This is a genomic window from Pseudochryseolinea flava (assembly GCF_003286915.1).
In the GTDB taxonomy this organism is placed as follows: Bacteria; Bacteroidota; Bacteroidia; order Cytophagales; family Cyclobacteriaceae; genus Ohtaekwangia; species Ohtaekwangia flava.
In genome coordinates, this window is record NZ_QMFY01000003.1 from 371,423 (window position 1) to 387,766 (window position 16,344).

Consider the following 16,344-nt stretch of genomic DNA (forward strand, 5'->3'; position numbering starts at 1 on the left):
CGCGTTATCATTTATTCATTGCCTTATCTGTAATGTATCGCATTAGTTCAGTGCCCGCCATCAACGCCGGATTTGCAAGCTGATCATTAAAAAGCGCATCGATAGGCCCTTCACCGAAATAAATTCCATCCGAAACCAAAAATGTAATCCGTAATAAACCCTTCATCGGAAACGGTCGACGTGGTTCATCCCATACACCGATTCGTTTCACGATTTCAAAACTATTTGAAAACAGTGCCGATGTCAGCGCATTTGATGTAGCATCGGTAGCCTCCCACACCACCATCTTTCCACTGTAGTTGATGTAACGCGCAGTGCCATCTTTGAAGGAGCCCAATACATCAAGTCCCTCGTCTAACGCCACCTCAATAACCACGGCCAGCAATTCTTTTTGCGTAGGCTTATGACCTTTTAACATCTGCTGGTTATAAGCAAAGATCTTTAGTCGAGATTCTAACGTCTCATCGTCAATTATCTTCTGAAGATCCGCGACCGTACTCGAATCGTTAAAAAGAACATCGAACGGGTATGATACCGGCGTTGAAATGTTTTGCTTCAGTAGCTCGAGATTGTCGCAGAATAATAAATTATAAACTAAGTTGGCTGCACTGTCGCGATATGGATTATTCGCGTTCGCTGCTTTATTGGAGTTAAACAATCCCATAACTTTTACGCTTCTACTAATGGTGTACTATTTTATTTTCTATTCAAATGTGCCTAAGCATTTGTTGAATACAACGCCACGTCGACTAAATTTTATACGACACGTTTGTACGGAATCGTTATCTACGTCTTGCGTATCAACTTTTTTCAAAAAACATGGAATCATTCCATACACATCCAATTCGTAAAACATACGTGCTTGCCCTGCGAAACCCTGATCACTTTTGTATTGAACTCTGTAGTCATCAACAATCCATTCTTTTACAACGCTCTCAGTGCCATGGAATGCGAAGGCCCAAGCAACAAAGTAAAGGACAAAAAACAGACACGCCATCGTTACCAACGCACTGACTATCCTTCGCCCTGGCTTGAGGTCAGCCGACAGATAGGCATAAGCACTACTTATTGCCAAAAACAAAAAAATTATCTGAAATCCCGCTATGCTGAATTGATATTTAAACAACAATGGTGTAAGGCAAATACTCGCGGCAATTAGAATGTAAAGATTATATCTCCGAGGAAGATTGTATTCCAGTAGCGCGCCAAACAACGGGGCCAATAAAAAAGTAAAAATGTGGTCTCTCGCCATGGATTTAAAATTACCTCCGTCGCCAGATTATAGAATCATGCTCCGGATATTGGGGTTGCTTGACAAATGTAACGAAATGTTAAATCAGGAGATGCAATAGCAGCGCCTTTTAGTCGACCACTAGACAAATTAAACCGATTACCTGACAAATGGGCGAATGCGAGGTTCGATAAATCGAACTATCAATTCGCTACACTGTTACAGCGCATTTTTATCTTCGCATTCAACGCACGTATTTCATTCCGGTGAATTTCCCTCACCTGCTCAATGTTTAATGTTCCACCCAGTATGATCATCTCTTTATGATCAAACCTTTTCCCAAGGCGATCGTCGAGCATTACGTTTTCCATACTCTGAGCGATACCAGTCTCTAGCAAAAAGTGATTGGGATGACCCGCTGTACAAATCACGATACCATACCGAACTGTTTTCATTTTCTCAGGCCTATCTTGATGGCCATAAGCATATCCAACGGCGTACACGCGATCGAACCAACCCTTTAATTTGGCTGGACAATCACTCCACCACACCGGATATACAAAAATGATACAGTCGGCACGTTGAATCTTTGCATGCTCCTTAATCACATCCTCGGGCAACGCCAGCTGAATCTTCCCAAAGCCTTCACGCTCATACTCCTGCTCAGTCATGTCAGTCTGAAAATCATTTGCATATAAGTCCGAGACTTCAATGTGCCACTGCTCCGCTGCAAGGGTTTGTTGCAACTGCTGCAGGACATTAAAGGTGTAAGACTCTTTGCTCGGGTGACTGTAAATGATTAAGATGTTCATCGGTGCCTGAAAAATATCTCAAAAAATATCGATTCTTACGAGATCATTCAAGAATCAGGTCAACGAAATTTATAGCGTTAACATCTACATGATCAAGTTTTAGTAAGCATATCCAAATGCTTCAACAAAGTAGGAATTCTATATTCACCACCCATACTTTTGACAAGGTCAGCCGCCTTTTCTTTATCGATACCAATCGATGTGATGTAGAGTGGATTTTTACTTTCGCCTCTGAATACAAACGTTTTATTGTCCACGATTGTGGCAAAATTAGTTTTAGCAACGCCAATAACCGGCACTTTAACAGTCAGCGCTTGATAAAGATGTCCACCGAGTCCGAGTTTTCCTTCGTCGTCTAGAAAAACATATCCGTCAACAAGAATAGCTTGAACATTCCTGCAATCTATCTGTTTCAATAAACTTAGAATGCATGGCAATTCGCGTTTGTAGAATTCACCTGGCGTGTATTCCGCAATGCCTTCAAGAACTTCAGCATAGACCTGAAAATTATCTACCTGCGTCCATTGCTCGAATGCAAGGCAAATTGTTTTGGCTTTGTTACCGAAGTAGTACGTATCGAAAGCAAGTATCATCTAGTGTGCTATATCGAAATGAAGGTAGAACACAACCTTACGGTGTAATGAACATTACTTGAAGTCAAAGTCATGCGGGTATTTATTTTCAGCCTTTATATACATCTCCATGTCTTTAAATTGGAGTCGTTATATTTGTCGTCAGAAATGCATTCCCACATTTCGTTTCTTAAAGCAGAAGCATGTCACTTCTTCTTTTTTTTCATTGCTAATAATACCTCATCGAGTTGATTGAATTTGGTTTCCCACATCGACCTGAATTGACTCAACCATTTGTCAATCTCCTTCATCTTTTCAATTTCCAAAGAATAATAAATTTCTCTGCCTTGATGGTCCATCTTCAAAAGTTCGCATTCGGTCAATATTTTTATATGCTTTGACACGGCTTGCCTACTGGTGTGAAAATGTTCGGCAAGTGAATTCGGTGTCATGGCTTGCAGCGCGATAAGCGCAATGATGGCCCGCCTCGTCGGATCCGCAATAGCTTGAAAAACATCCCGTCTTGTATCCATAATACTTACGCAACTGTATGGTTGCCAATATAAAGGCAATAACCGTCTTCCTCTAATGTTTTCAGTAAAATATTCTATCAACATAATGCAATCGCGGGGAAGACAACTCTCGCACAGGATATGAACCGCAAAATTTTGAACTACACGTCATCGGCACGCACGTATACTTCGAATCCCTAGAATTCTGTCATCGAAATATTGACGCGGTCAATTGCTGCTATCTTGTCTGGATCATCACTATACTTTCGTTTCAAAAACGCCACCACGTCAGCAAAATTCTCTGCATCGTATTGCTCCTTTTGTGATCGTAAGTGAACGATCCGAAACTCAAAAATATCCTCCGTCAACTCATCTAACCAACCGGGTTCAATAAATCCAATCGACCTGAAATCAATATTGAACGCTCTTTGATAGAATGCCTTTGCACGGTCATAATTTTTATCCACTTGCCACAAGTACTGCGCGTAAATAATATTCAAGATAGCATTGTCCGGAAATCTATCCAGCAAGCTTTTCCAAAATGCGAGCTCGTCTTCAAAATTAAACGCGCAGTAATAACCATTACTATGCGGACCTCGAACGCCAGCATTGATAACCTGAACGGTCTCGTTCTCAAGTTTTGATTCGTCTTTCACAAGCGCCAACACACGCGTCAAACTATGCTCTTCTATTAACGATTTTTTTAACCGTTTTGAAATATCAAAAAGCATATCGTCTTCACGATAAAACTGTAAGTAATAAAGCGTGCTCATGTCAATTATGTACACTATAGATGTACCTGTGCAAGGTAATTACTTCTTCTATTAATTGTCTGATAAATCTAACAAGGGGCACAAATTCCAATCATTCAAGTACGAAACCTCTCTCCTGTCGAAAGTATTCTGTAAAAGGATTCACCGAAATTGAAACACAGTGGATAAGCCTACTCCAGCCTAAACGCTGTGCGTTTAATTCTCAAGCTCCAAACCATCAGCTACTGGTGTCCGTAGAAAGCTTTTTCAAAAAGACCCCAAGCCGGATCGCACTTTACTCCTATCAACTTTTTGAATGTTCTACTGAGTCGCTCTGATTAGTTCGTGCATCATCCTCTTCTTACTTTTCTTTTTGCTTCCCCAAATAGAAAAGTAACAAAAGAAAAAGGGGAGACTTAAACATGCTTCCCATCGCACATGCCGGAACTCCCCCGCGTTTAAGTTGGGCCACCGCTCGCACGCTCTATTAAAATTGTTTTTTCAACATCCTTTTTTTTAAGCACATCAAAAACGATCGATTAGTGATTAGAAACGCGAGTTATTTTCAAAACGAAAAATCCCTCGGACGCAAGTAACCATCAGCACGATCCCGCCAAGGATCAATGGAATACTGAGCAGCTGCCCCATGTTCAGCAAGAGATTTTGCTCAAACGACACTTGATCTTCTTTCAAAAATTCTATTAAGAAACGCTCTATGAACAATAGCGTGATACCAAGCCCTGCAATGAATCCATTGTGTTCGTAAAATTTCTTGGATCGCCATAGCATATATAACACACCGCTAATACCGAGATAACATATTGCCTCATACAACTGCACCGGATGTCGCGGCACTGTATCAATTCTTGTAAATATGAAAGCCCAAGGCAAATTTGTAGGTATCCCTACTATTTCGGAATTCATTAAGTTACCCAAACGGATAATACCAAGCGCCGGTCCAGCGATCACGATGCGATCCAAAAGCCACCAATAGTTCTTCTTGAATTTCCTTCCGTAAATGCCAAGCGCAACGAGTGCTCCAGCAATTCCGCCATGACTTGCAAGTCCTAAGAAACCTGTGAACTCAAATTCTGGCTCAAGTTTAAATGGAAGGATCTCAATGGGATTGTTCCAATAGTATATCGGGTCATAAAACAATATATGGCCCAGCCGCGCGCCAACAATTACACACAGCACGACATACGTTGTTAGACTGTCAAGCTCAACCAGCGGTGTTCCTTCCGACTTGTAAATCCTTGTTAGGATTTTGTAGGCTAAGAACATGCCTGCGATCCAACTCACACCATACCACCTGAGCAACGGAAATCCATCGACGACTTCCGGGGTGATATTCCAAGTGATGTAGGAAATCATCCGCCGTGACTACAACACGTTAAGCACACAAACACTAACGTGTACAGTAGAACTCTATTTGTCTTGCTCACCACAACAGATTCGGATTCGCCAAGCATCGCGAGCAATTCGTTTCGATCAATGTGGGCCATCGAATTTATCACTTGAAATTTCCGCCATGCGGGCTTAAGGTCATGTAATTTCATGATCGTGAATTTTAAATCTTGATTTGAGTTCGGCCTTGATGCGATTAAATCTTGTACTCACGTTCGTCGCCGTGATATTCAAAATTGTAGCGATCTCCTTATTCTTGTAACCTTCCAGATAAAGAATAACAACAGCTTTATCTACATCTTTTAACGACTGTAGTACTACGTGCAGAATCTCCGTATCATCATCTGCCATCGCATTACTGAGATGTGATTCAGCACTGCTCAATGCTTCCGAGACAATCTTCCGCTTATCGTTTCTAACTTTGTTGAGAATTGTATTGAGGCTCACCCGGTATATCCAGGTGCCGATCTCCGACTCGCCGCGAAAGGCATCAAATGATCGCCATAACTGCAACACGATATCCTGGAAAACATCCTTCTGATCCTCAACGCTCGCATAATACGCACGGCAAAGGCTCTTCATGATACCCTGGTTAGATTCTACTATCCGAATAAAATTGCTTTTATGCAGTTCCAATTGGCTACGCTGCTTATTTAAAACTATTAGTAACCAAAATCCATGAATTGTCACAAGTCCAGGGAAATATTTTATAAATCAAGCCAATCCCCTTTCACCGTTAATATTTTGCAGTAACATTAAATCCGACACCCATTGGAAATTTCTTCCAACGGCCTTGACTCGCTTTGCGATAATAGGTGCCCTTGTTGATAAAACCCGATGAAAACACAATACCTGCATTGCGATCTCCCTCCACCCATTCTAACCCGATAAAAAAATCTCCCGTAACCACGATATTATATTTCAGCAAGTCAACATTCATCTTCCCTGTTTCCCCTTTCACTTTTATAAAAATATTCTCACGAAGCATATTCCTCCCTGGAAGGCCATTCACGACTTCATATACATTCACTCTAAACATCGCCGAGTCTTCGGTGTTGTAAGAAATATTAAAGCTAAAGGCGTCGAGATAGGTTGGACTCTTTTTAACCTTAATTCTGATGGCGATCTCACTTCCTAAATCGCCTGAGGCAAACTTTCCACCAAAGAATTTCGAGTCGGTCGTGTTTCCCAATATTTTGGTCGTCAGCTTTTTTTCAGTAACAACGACCTCGTTCAGTTCAACATCGCGCTGTTGAAGTTGAATATCTATACGTGTCTTCAGCTTTTTAAAAATGTCGTCTAGCAGAATCAACGTTGGTTCGTATCCTATCATCGACACTTTAATCGTATCATTCACATTTGATTCCAAGAAGGGTATTTCAAATTCACCACTGCTATTGGATGTCGTCCCAATTTCTCTATTCAAAATACCAATATTCGCATATGCCAGTGGTGCATTCGATTTGTTATCGCGTATCGTTCCAATGAATCGAAGAGTCATTTTCGTTTCCGCTCTCGAAGTAGTCACCTGTGGTGGAGAAAATTGATGTGCGACGCCATCCTTTGGAATATTTTCGAAAAACACGTTTTCACCTTTCAGTTTATCAAGGAAGAAATTTGTTGCCAGCGTTTGGATAACAGCATACGGCGTCTTGCTTCGATCTTCAGACAACACAACGCTCAGACTCGAAAAATCTTCATGCGTGGCGTTGTCAATTTTAACATATGTTTTATCACCACGTATATCGTCCACCAAATTATAGATAGAGTCCGGCAATGTTTCCAAGGTTGATATATCACTATCCAAATAAAGAAACGGAGCTTGAATAGATTGTGGCGTAAAATAATCGGCGGTTCTAAATTCATTGAGCGCACTACTTTCCGCTGCATCTGCATAGGAGAATTGTTCTGACCCATCCAATGAAACAATCGCTTTAAATTTACTAGAATCTTTCATCGCCAAGATTGTCGCTGCCAGTCCACCCCAGCTGTAGCCGACCAAACCAATTTGGTCCGACGCAATATGCGCGTTGGTTAGATATTCAATTACGTATTCAGCGTCTTTAACTTGTTCCATGATATCTTCCTGTTGCATCGTCATGTTTCCAGGATATCTGCCGATGGAACTCACCGAGGCGACAATGAACCCTTTCTTTGCCAATAATTCTAGTAGCAAATAATTTTCGTAGCTCATGCCATTAAATCCGGCAAAGTAGACAATCAATGGAAATGGTATATCTACGCGCGGGGCATTTAGGTAGCTTGTGGTATTTACGCTTTTCAAAATATCATGATCTGAACAGTTCAAACTCCCGCAGATATATTGTAGCATCTCCTCAGTGAGTCCCTGATATATTTTGGTATCGTCAAAGTATTTACACCTTTCTTCAAGCAACGATATCAAATTCGAAAAAGAAACTATGCTATCGGTTGGTAAAACGTCAGCAGGATACCAAAGGTCAATTTCAATCGGTCGATAGTGCAGCTTATGAGATGATGTTGTACTTGGCTTATACTGGCGACTGGAATCATGAGCGCTAATTACTTTAAAGCCAACTTTGAACTCGTGCTCCTGGGCGATTGCGCCAAACGAAGACAGCAGAGCTACCCCAACAATGAGTAAAATTTTATCCAACACAAAAGATAGATGTTACACTACGATGAACTATAATACTGAGATGATTGCGTAGTGACTTTAGTTTTACCGAGTGCGCGTTTATTGCCGTGTTAACAAGATAAAGCGATCTCAAAAATGGTTGGTTTTCATTCAGGTCGGCGCGAGAAATTAGTCGAGGAATTTCCATCAGTCGCTCTTAATTCAGAAGCCCTTGGAGGGCTGACGTATTCGATCAAATCTCTTCTACATGCACCGAACTTCTGAAAATTTCTTTGCGCTGCCCGAAGAGACACGCCGTTAGCCCATCCTTCGGTGTCTGGATCAGCACTCTGAAACGGGTCATCTTCCCAGTAACAGATTTCACAAATTTCCAACGTCCCTGGTTTTTCAGACAGGGTCTTATAGCCGCAACACGGACAAACAGATCTTTCAGACTGGTTTTCAACCACGAATTCTAACGCTAAATTTTACATCCATTCTACACACAATCGATTTTAACGCGCCCATGTCATTCATATCATGCGCCAACAAATTGTGACAGGTGCTCATAAAGATAAAGAAAACTTATCGACGTCTTTCTTGCCAGGTTATACCGCGGCTTCTCAATTCGTGTTGAATCTTCTCAATGTCCTTTTGGCTTGACGAAACTTGATAATAACCGTCCACATACGTGATTGTATAGCGCCCTATTTGCCCGTCAAATATCACAAGTCCACCAAAATCATATGGTTGTTGACAAAGTTCATCCGTTGTCTTGTAACGCTTGAACCACGATTCATCTACAAATCCTTCCCGTCCATACCCCGTATCACCAAGCTCCATAATCTCCACTTTTTCAGTACCGAAGCATGAGAGTAGTACTTTAAAGGGAATATCCGCTATTGTGATCTCAGCCATATTTTTATCTTTCATCTATCGACAAGCGTGAAGAAATCAGTATACAAATCATCACCAGTTACAAACTGTAAATTACGCATAACCCATGCAATGACAAGTAATATCATTCTGCAGAGACTATGCGGTTTCTGTTTGACAAATCGCTCTTAATCGTTATGTCAATTTCATTTATACTTTGGAATTGATGGCAGGGTGAATGCTTCCGACACTGCCGATGTATTAGCATCCACCTTTGCGAGGCGGGCTTTTATAAATGATTTCACGATCTCGTTCTACATAGTCACCTGACACAATCGGATACGCATACTTTGGCGCATACGATACAGCATGGCTCCGTAAAATTATTTTGTCATTCACGTGCAGGCTAAGCAATTGCTGAAATTCATCAGATTCTTTCGGGCCAAAACTGAGGATATAATCGTCACCATCAATATTGATCATCACGCCGAAACCTAGTCGTGAGCCTTCGGGAAGAAAGAGTGACGTTACAACCGCCTCCATGTTGGTCGAATCCCTTGTATGATTCCTTATTTTAGCCGCACTGGCAAGTACCTTTTGGCCTTCTGGAGATGCTTTCCATTTTTTGAACTTTATACCGTCAGGACTCGCCTCCCATTTTTCTAAAGCAGCTTTCTTTTCAGCAGCAGAGAGCGGCGCAGATTTTTTTGGCGTTTCATTTTTGATTTCACGATTGGCAAACACGAGCCCGCTTACCACAACCAGCGATAAGACAAGCGCATAAATAACTTTCTTCATATTTCTTTCGGTTAATTATCGATTCCAACGAAGCTACAAACCTTTATGTGGAGCTTTAGTTAATCGCTTGTTAAAGAATCTAAACGAAATGTAAAATTTTCATCGTCCGACCTACGATTGTCGTCAACGAGATCCCCTTACCTCCTCGAACGTCATTCGATGCGCTTGCATCGACACGCAACCTGGGAATGATAAATCATGGTTGTTTGGTGTAATCTTTAGGTACCGGTCGTGATGTCTCAACGTTAGCAAAAGGGATTATTCATGGAACATTTTGTTGTAGGTTGCCTGCCCTTACACCAAACTTTTAAGATTCGGTTTTTAAATCCTGCATTTCGTTCAGTTATCTTAATTCAGCTACAAACTTTAAGAACTTAAGTCGTGCTGAACACTGCGGGCAATATTTATCTTTCACAATTTCTGGATGATCTATTTGTCCTACAAAGTTGAAGTCACCGAAATCTATTCTTTTGTCGTTCTTAAATCCAAAGTATTCTGATTTGTAAGATCCAAAGTCCACGGCACAGAAGTTACACAACGTCAATCTGAGTCCTTGGTAGATTTCATAAGTTGTGTACGTATGTTGTCCTTCGTTCAAATGTTCTATCTCTGTCGGCACATTCCAACCACAGTCGTCACATGGAGCACATTCACGTACTTCCAATTCACTAAAACATATCGGACACTGTTCCATTGTCTTTTTTGTTCGAAGCTCAAATTGTCCAGAACTGGTTACCTACAACGTCTAGCTATAAGGCGTGGCCGAAATATAAAATTAATCATCCAAAGTGCAGTAAATTCGTTTCAACGTTAGAAAAAAGGGATTATTCATGGAACACATTGTTGTACGCCGTGCGATTTGCCGAACTTCCTCAACATTGATATCTCCTTGTTCCCACAATAAAATGGTTTTCAATGTCAACCAAATATAGTCCGTACTCATCTCCATACGTCCCATTGTCCCGCTTGGCGAAATAATTAAAAATCAATGAGTATGAATATCCGTCTTTAATAAAGGCCCCGTCTGTCTTGCCATTGTAAAAAATTGAATTCGCAAATTCCATTTTGTAGTCTAACACTTCGTTTGCAGATTCTCTATAAAATGCTTTTCCTAATTCATTAACTAGGTTCTGAGAATCATCTATCAGTTTCTTAAGCCTCTCTTCTTTATTTACAAATGCATAAAATCCTCTGAATCGGTCCCAATTCACTTCCTTTTCCTTATGGAACTGAAAGTCAATTTCTATCTCCAGATCAACGTTGTTAATACTTGTTCTGGTTTGCCAACAGTTTGCTCCTTCATTCAATTTGAAATGAATCAATTTGTTGTCGACACTTAAAATCTGTTCCATAGTTCGGTTATTGAAATTGACCAAATCCGACATTTTCAAAGGGTTCATCTCTGTCAAATCGCATGGTGCATAAAGTCCGTGTATTAAACGTGCCTGCACTCCAAAATTATAAAATTTAAATCAACTGTGCCGGCATGTTTTTATGCTTTGTTAGCGTTCTTAACCATCTCTATTTTCCAAAGAGTCTCGAAAGAAGTCCTTTCTTTTCAATCTTCTCAACAGCCCAAATCAACTCAGTATCATGTCGCTTTGCTTTCTCTATGTTAGGACCAAACTTACCCCAAGCAAATCCTGATTTAATTGGTTTGCCCCTTAGGTCTGCAATTACAAAGTTGTCGGGCAGAGTCTCCGCAAAAGACTTGAGCTTCTCGTCTGTGCTTGCTAAGGCTGCCGATTTATCAATGAATCCATTGTTCTTTGTCCATATATCCATTACTGTTACTTCATGGATTACGTCCAGATTAGATTGCTTTCCTTTTTTTCCAAATTCGTCAACGTGCTTTATGAATTCAGTTAAGCTGTCGGAATGTTTAACAATTACAGCCGGATCGTGACACACATAAAACACGTTACCCCATTGTCCATTTTGGTTGACGTCTAAAATCCAAAAGTTACCAAATCCGTCTCCTGCGAGTTGAACCGATGTCGGGAGAATATATGCCGTCTTAAAAAAACACACGCCGTATCAACTAGGATATGCATAAACTGAAATTGAAGAAGATATCAATATGTCTACAACGTAACCCAGGAAACAAAAAACAAACCCAGGACCACTTAACACTGTGTGAGACTTGATCTCTTCTTATAGTTTGTGGCCTGGGTTCTTAAACTACCTTACGGGAAACTGTGATCACGACGTTTCGTGAATCACTAATGGAAGCATGGCAGTTTTTGATTTTTCTTCAAATGAAAGTTACAAAAAGATGAACGCCCTTTCAAGGGCATGGTGAATGGACGCTCCATATCGCACAGGCGAATTACGCGTCCACCCTTGACAGCGCGTTCATTTTTTCGAATACAGCATTTGTAGAAAAATGAATTTTAATATGCATCCTGAGAATAGAAACACTAAATTCGTCTCAACGTTAGCAAAAGGGATTATTCATGGAACACATTGTTGAACCGACACCTTCGGTGAGGGAATCTGTTCTTCCTATCTTTCAGCTAAAATTAAAGATTATGATCAAAAAAACAATTTAAAGACAGAAGCGCTCAATTCGGATGCGCAACAACTGCTCATCAAACTTTCTGCAACACTTACAGCAGGCGGATACTCCAACAGAACTGTCCGTAACTACACCTCCGAAGTACGATTCCTCTTCTCGTATTTTAACGATTTGGATCCTCTCGCCATCGGCAGCGATGAGATCATTCTCTACATCAATTACCTGAAGTCTTCGCTCAACCTGGGACGTGACAAGTGTCGCATGGCAGCACAAAGCTTTAGCTTCTTCTACAAGCATGTGCTCCGTAAACCATACGTTCTCCCTTCTAAACTCTTCCCGCGAAAGGAACATAAATTACCACCGATACTATCACAACAACAAACGTTGCAACTGTTCGCGGCGGTTAAAAACGTCAAGCATCGGTGCATGATTGGATTACTCTACGGCGCTGGACTGCGCCTCAATGAACTACGACTGCTCAAAGTATCCTCCATCGATAGCAATGCCATGCAGATTAAAGTAGTGCAAGGAAAAGGTAACAAAGACCGATTCACCATACTTCCAAGATTTATACTCGATGATCTGCGGACTTATTATCGCAATCATAGAACAAAAGAATATCTCTTCGAAGGCTATATTCCCGATAGGCCCATGCACGAGCGTGCCATCGGTCACATGGTAACCCAGTGTATGAAGGTGGCTGGATTCAGTAACAAAGGATACTCCGCACATACCTTGCGTCATAGCTTTGCCACTCACTTACTCGACCAGGGTGTCGACATTCACTCCATCAAAGAACTGCTCGGACACACCAATCTGGAGACTACCATGATCTATCTACACCTGCAACAGAGCAAGAGAGCTTCGCTAATCTCTCCGCTCGATACCATCATGAATAGTCTACAACCGTGAATGTAACTCCGGCAACGCTTCAGCAAACTGTGTTCGATCATCCCGCTATCACTTCCTTCAATACTTACTCGCAAGCTGTGTTCCGTAAATTGAAAGAATGTCATACCATCGCCTTGGGATACCATCGCCTCAAGTGTGATGATCAACATTGTAATCACTTGCACTGGCAGTATCATAGCTGCGGTAACAGACATTGTCCTGCTTGTGGATCGTGGAAAAAAGAACAATGGATTGATTTTAAAATGGCGGAACTTCTTCCTACCGCTTATTACCATGTTGTGTTCACCTTACCGCATGAAATGAACAAGCTGATCATGGTGCATCGTAAAGAATTATTCAAACTACTCTTCGATGCATCAGCACATACTTTACTCATCCTGGGTAAAGATCCTAAATATCTGGGCGCTGAGATCGGATGCACTTCCATTCTTCACACCTGGGGACAGGACCTTTCTTTTCATCCGCACGTGCATTGCATCGTCAGTGCCGGCGGTGTAAAAGAGAACAAGTGGATAGAAGAAAAAAGGAAGAATAATAAATTTGTTTTCCCGGTCGGTGCCATGCAAAAGATCTTCAAAGGATACTTCTTGCAAAAGTTAAGGCGGATGTTTAATAATAAAAAAATAAACATCGACTACCACCTCTTCCATAATCTAATCACAACGATCGGTTACAAAAAGTGGAACGTATATGCGAAGAAGCCTTTCGGCGGACCAGCCCAAGTAATACAATATCTGGGCCGATATACGCACAAAGTTGCCATCACCCATCACCGCGTGATCAGTATAGACAAAGACTCCATTACTTTCCGGTACAAAGACTACAGTGATGGTGACAAACAAAAGGTGATGACGCTATCACAACATGAATTCGTAAGACGTTTCGAACAACACATTCTGCCAAAAGGTTTTGTGAAGATCCGCAGCTACGGCTTCCTCAAGCACTTCAACAAGAATTCCAGACTCAATGCACTGCGCAAAAGCATGAACATTTCTCCAGCACCTCCCAAGGTCGTATTACCTGTGCGCCTACGAATACTTGAGCGCTATGGAAAAGACATTGCACGATGTCCGAAGTGCCTGCGCGGTACAATGGTATTGATCGAAACGCTGCGGCCGCGATACGATTGGAAAATTCTGCAACAGCAAAACTATGCCACTAAGATCAACGCGCCCTAACTGATGTTGTGAAGTTGGATGAAGGTAGCGTTTAAATGTTTTTGATTCTTGTGCCGCAACGTAGTCGATACGGGTAAGGGATGGTGTGCCTTTAATCGACTAACCGATGGCAAACTCCTGGTGATGGCAAAAAAAATAAAGGACTAAAACCACTTTATAAAATGCCGAAAGCCATACAAAAACACCTAAGAGAAAACACACTGCAGCGGTGATCGGTCAACACCGGGTAAATAAAAGCCCGATGAGTTTGTAGTCATCGGGCATTTTTTTGCGGGGCTTATATCTACCCGGCTTAATGTTACAGGCTGGCGTTCACCTCACTTTTGATTCTGGCGGTTATGTCTGCAATCTGTCCAAGACCGTCAATCGTAACAACGCTCATTCTTTTCTTCATATATTCAATTGCGGGTCTTGTTGATTGCTCAAATATTTCTATTCGCTTAAAATGAATTTGCGAATCCTTGTCATCTTTTCTATCCGAAGTCTCCGCCCTCTTCTTTGCTCTGATCAATAATTCCTCCTTTGGTACTTCAATGTTTATTACCTTTTGAATCTCTTTCCCCTTTTCCTTTACTAAGTCCAACAAAGTATCAACCTGCACTTCAGTTCTCGGATATCCATCGAGAATTATTCCGACAGCATCTAAATTCTCATCAATTATTTCGCCCAACAAGTCCTTCATTATTGAGTCAGGAACAAGATTGCCTTTTTCCTCATATTCACTCATTATTTTTCCAATTGAAGTTTTCTGTTCTTTCTCCAAGCGAATTCTGTCTCCTGTTGAAATGTGGTTGAATCCCAGTTGATGCTTCAGAAGTTCGCATTGTGTCCCTTTGCCCGAATAAGGCGGTCCTGTGATCACTAATATTTTCATCAATCTATATTTTCTTTTTAACGCTTGCCTACAACGTCCGAATATATGCAATTACCTGATATTTCCTTTATATCAGTTTGGCCGTTGCAGCCTCGAAAATCGCATAAAAATCACCTTTTTCACTAAAATCGCTTGATATTTTTTTATGGTACATGCTTCACTTTCCTTTCAAATATAACCTATCCAATGGACTCACCAACTGAGTCAAATCGGTGGTCGCAACATGCGTGTAAATCTCCGTCGTCTTCACCGAATTATGCCCCAATAGAACCTGAATGTAACGCGTCGACGCACCAGATTCTAAAAGATGGGTCGCAAAAGAATGGCGCAAGCAATGCAACGTTACAGCCTTACGAATACCAGCACGCGCTACGGCGCGCTTAAATATTTTCTGCAAACTTGTCTCCGAATAGCGTTGCTTCCCTACGCCTTCAAACAGCCAGTGCTCCGGCTTGTATGTACTAATATATTCCGTTACATCTCCAATAATGGATTTCGCAAGAATACTCTGCCTGTCTTTTCTCCCTTTTCCACCGCGTATATGAACTACACACCTATGCAGATCTACATCGCCTACACGCAAATTCAACAGCTCACTACGTCGTAACCCTGCCGAGTAGATAATGGAAAGCATCAAACGATGTTTAAGATTTGCGCATGAAGAAAAAAGAGACTGAAGCTCATGGTGGTTCATCACCGAGGGCAATTTCAGCTCCTTATGCGGACGCTCCAAATGATAAACGCGCCGTGCCTCGCCCAACACTTTCTCATATAAAAATTTAATCGCGTTGATGGCCTGATTTTGTGTAGAACGACTCACCGATTTTTCCTGAATCAAATAAAGAAGATAACGCCTTATCTCTTGCTCCCCCAACATCGCAGGATGTTCGGTTTTATAATACTGCATAAAGCCTTTCAATTGATCTTGGTAAGCGCGCTGCGTATGATCACTGTATCCCTTTAAACTTAACTTCTCACCAACAAGCGTCAAGAGCTTGTCGCCCATCGTTGTCGTTGTCGCACCACCATCATCTTTGACAAGTGACGTTGTTACCGTATTTGCAACCGTTACTCGCGCCACACCCGAAAATAAATCAACTACTTTTTTAATGGTGCCCGCATCAAATAGAATATACCAGCAACGATGTGTGATACTGAACTTAACATCCCGTAACTGTTTCACTTTTTCCATCAAAACGAAATCCTTTTCGAATTTGATCAACAGCACCGTTTGATCTCGATGCACTATTTTGTCCAACGAAATTTCACGCATTGAATCAGTGATATGAATGACTGTAAGATAACA

Annotated in this window: 19 protein-coding genes; 2 read left to right on the top strand and 17 right to left on the bottom strand. The window is 41.4% G+C overall.

What is annotated here, in order from left to right; all coding sequences use genetic code 11:
* Positions 1-7: 7 nt before the first annotated feature.
* The 15 genes from DQQ10_RS09290 to DQQ10_RS09360 all read right to left on the bottom strand — a co-directional run bounded on the left by DQQ10_RS09290 (position 8) and on the right by DQQ10_RS09360 (position 11,587).
* Positions 8-664 (bottom strand): hypothetical protein, encoded by a 657-nt coding sequence (locus DQQ10_RS09290; protein ID WP_112746571.1) that lies wholly within the window; start codon positions 662-664, stop codon positions 8-10.
* 39 nt (positions 665-703) lie between these two features.
* Positions 704-1,252 (bottom strand): hypothetical protein, encoded by a 549-nt coding sequence (locus tag DQQ10_RS09295; protein WP_112746572.1) that lies wholly within the window; start codon positions 1,250-1,252, stop codon positions 704-706.
* Positions 1,253-1,434: 182 nt separating this feature from the next.
* Positions 1,435-2,043: an NAD(P)H-dependent oxidoreductase gene (locus DQQ10_RS09300; RefSeq protein WP_112746573.1), complete on the bottom strand. Its 609-nt coding sequence runs from the start codon at positions 2,041-2,043 to the stop codon at positions 1,435-1,437.
* Between the two features lie 92 nt (positions 2,044-2,135).
* Positions 2,136-2,636 (bottom strand): endonuclease V, encoded by a 501-nt coding sequence (locus DQQ10_RS09305; RefSeq protein WP_112746574.1) that lies wholly within the window; start codon positions 2,634-2,636, stop codon positions 2,136-2,138.
* A gap of 185 nt (positions 2,637-2,821) precedes the next feature.
* A complete protein-coding gene (locus tag DQQ10_RS09310) occupies positions 2,822-3,148 on the bottom strand; it encodes an ArsR/SmtB family transcription factor (RefSeq protein ID WP_112746575.1) in 327 nt (108 codons plus the stop codon).
* A gap of 176 nt (positions 3,149-3,324) precedes the next feature.
* Complete coding sequence (locus tag DQQ10_RS09315; protein ID WP_112746576.1) at positions 3,325-3,900, bottom strand: hypothetical protein; 576 nt, start codon at positions 3,898-3,900, stop codon at positions 3,325-3,327.
* Between the two features lie 525 nt (positions 3,901-4,425).
* Positions 4,426-5,253 carry a prolipoprotein diacylglyceryl transferase gene (gene lgt, locus DQQ10_RS09320; protein WP_112746577.1) on the bottom strand — a complete coding sequence of 276 codons (828 nt, stop codon included), beginning with the start codon at positions 5,251-5,253 and terminating at the stop codon, positions 4,426-4,428.
* A gap of 171 nt (positions 5,254-5,424) precedes the next feature.
* Entirely contained in the window at positions 5,425-5,976 is a 552-nt protein-coding gene (locus DQQ10_RS09325; protein ID WP_262511765.1) for an RNA polymerase sigma factor, read from the bottom strand.
* Between the two features lie 46 nt (positions 5,977-6,022).
* Entirely contained in the window at positions 6,023-7,924 is a 1,902-nt protein-coding gene (locus tag DQQ10_RS09330; protein ID WP_133259594.1) for an alpha/beta fold hydrolase, read from the bottom strand.
* 125 nt (positions 7,925-8,049) lie between these two features.
* A complete protein-coding gene (locus tag DQQ10_RS28390; RefSeq protein WP_112746580.1) occupies positions 8,050-8,352 on the bottom strand; it encodes a CPCC family cysteine-rich protein in 303 nt (100 codons plus the stop codon).
* Between the two features lie 115 nt (positions 8,353-8,467).
* On the bottom strand, positions 8,468-8,800 hold the full coding sequence (locus DQQ10_RS09340) for a hypothetical protein (RefSeq protein ID WP_133259595.1): 333 nt from the start codon (positions 8,798-8,800) through the stop codon (positions 8,468-8,470).
* A gap of 219 nt (positions 8,801-9,019) precedes the next feature.
* Positions 9,020-9,556 carry a hypothetical protein gene (locus DQQ10_RS09345; protein WP_112746582.1) on the bottom strand — a complete coding sequence of 179 codons (537 nt, stop codon included), beginning with the start codon at positions 9,554-9,556 and terminating at the stop codon, positions 9,020-9,022.
* Between the two features lie 343 nt (positions 9,557-9,899).
* A complete protein-coding gene (locus DQQ10_RS09350) occupies positions 9,900-10,250 on the bottom strand; it encodes a hypothetical protein (RefSeq protein WP_112746583.1) in 351 nt (116 codons plus the stop codon).
* A gap of 178 nt (positions 10,251-10,428) precedes the next feature.
* Positions 10,429-10,908 (bottom strand): hypothetical protein, encoded by a 480-nt coding sequence (locus DQQ10_RS09355; RefSeq protein WP_133259596.1) that lies wholly within the window; start codon positions 10,906-10,908, stop codon positions 10,429-10,431.
* Positions 10,909-11,077: 169 nt separating this feature from the next.
* On the bottom strand, positions 11,078-11,587 hold the full coding sequence (locus DQQ10_RS09360) for an SMI1/KNR4 family protein (RefSeq protein WP_112746585.1): 510 nt from the start codon (positions 11,585-11,587) through the stop codon (positions 11,078-11,080).
* A gap of 559 nt (positions 11,588-12,146) precedes the next feature.
* Between DQQ10_RS09360 and DQQ10_RS09365 the strand changes: the two genes are divergently transcribed.
* Entirely contained in the window at positions 12,147-12,986 is an 840-nt protein-coding gene (locus tag DQQ10_RS09365) for a tyrosine-type recombinase/integrase (protein WP_245970353.1), read from the top strand.
* A complete protein-coding gene (locus tag DQQ10_RS09370) occupies positions 12,983-14,164 on the top strand; it encodes an IS91 family transposase (RefSeq protein ID WP_245970345.1) in 1,182 nt (393 codons plus the stop codon). Before DQQ10_RS09365 ends, DQQ10_RS09370 begins: the two co-directional genes overlap by 4 nt.
* 298 nt (positions 14,165-14,462) lie before the next feature.
* Here DQQ10_RS09370 and DQQ10_RS09375 read toward each other — a convergent pair whose 3' ends face one another.
* On the bottom strand, positions 14,463-15,038 hold the full coding sequence (locus tag DQQ10_RS09375; RefSeq protein ID WP_112746587.1) for an adenylate kinase family protein: 576 nt from the start codon (positions 15,036-15,038) through the stop codon (positions 14,463-14,465).
* A 157-nt stretch (positions 15,039-15,195) separates the two neighbouring features.
* Positions 15,196-16,230, bottom strand: a complete 1,035-nt coding sequence (locus DQQ10_RS09380) for a tyrosine-type recombinase/integrase (RefSeq protein WP_165823868.1) — start codon at positions 16,228-16,230, stop codon at positions 15,196-15,198.
* Between the last annotated feature and the right edge of the window lie 114 nt (positions 16,231-16,344).